At 64.9% G+C, this 784-nt stretch carries 1 protein-coding gene; it reads left to right on the plus strand.

Going from position 1 to position 784, the window contains the following annotated elements; translation table 11 throughout:
• Window positions 1–151: 151 nt before the first annotated feature.
• A partial coding sequence (locus I6F21_RS37560) for a cysteine dioxygenase (RefSeq protein WP_225184362.1) occupies window positions 152–784 on the plus strand: 633 nt, incomplete at its 3' end.

Genomic DNA, 784 nt, shown 5'->3' on the forward strand with positions numbered 1-784 from the left:
CCACTATCGCGATGTGCTGTGCAGCCGCATTCACACGCCGCAGAACGACTCCATCCTGCTGGCAGCCGGCCGTACTGCGCTCGGGGTTTAGCTGGACGCCGCCAACCAAGTCCAGCAAGATGCCCAAAAATCCCACATCAGGAACCTGTCGATGAGCACGCCCGTACTCGCCACTGTTTCCGCTGCTGCTTCCTCTGCGGCACCCGCACAAACACAGTCCATCGCGCCGCTGCGTGAGTTCGTGACGGCGCTGTCGCGCCTGCTGGATCAGCAACCGACCGAAGCCGAAATCCTCTCGCGCGCCGGCGCCCTGCTCAGTGCGCTTGTCGCCCGCGACGACTGGTTGCCCGCTGAATACGCCCAGCCGCACCCCGAGCACTTCCAGCAGTTCCTCCTGCATGCCGATTCCGGCGAGCGCTTTTCCATCGTCAGCTTTGTCTGGGGCCCGGGCCAGCGCACACCCATTCACGACCACACCACGTGGGGTCTGATCGGCATGCTGCGCGGCGCCGAATACTCGCAGCCGTTCAAGCTCGACGCCCAAGGCAAACCCCAACCCGACGGCCCGGCGATCCGCCTGGAGCCCGGCGCGGTGGAGCACGTCTCGCCGCGCGTGGGTGACATCCACCGCGTGCACAACGCCTTTGACGACCGCACGTCGATCAGCATCCACGTCTACGGCGGTAACATCGGCGGCATCCACCGCTCCGTCTATACGGAAGACGGCGAGCGCAAGCCGTTCGTCTCCGGCTATTCGAATACCCATCTGCCCAATCTCTGGGAC

It is taken from the genome of Bradyrhizobium sp. NBAIM03, from assembly GCF_020194055.1.
Lineage (GTDB): Bacteria > Pseudomonadota > Alphaproteobacteria > Rhizobiales > Xanthobacteraceae > Bradyrhizobium > Bradyrhizobium yuanmingense.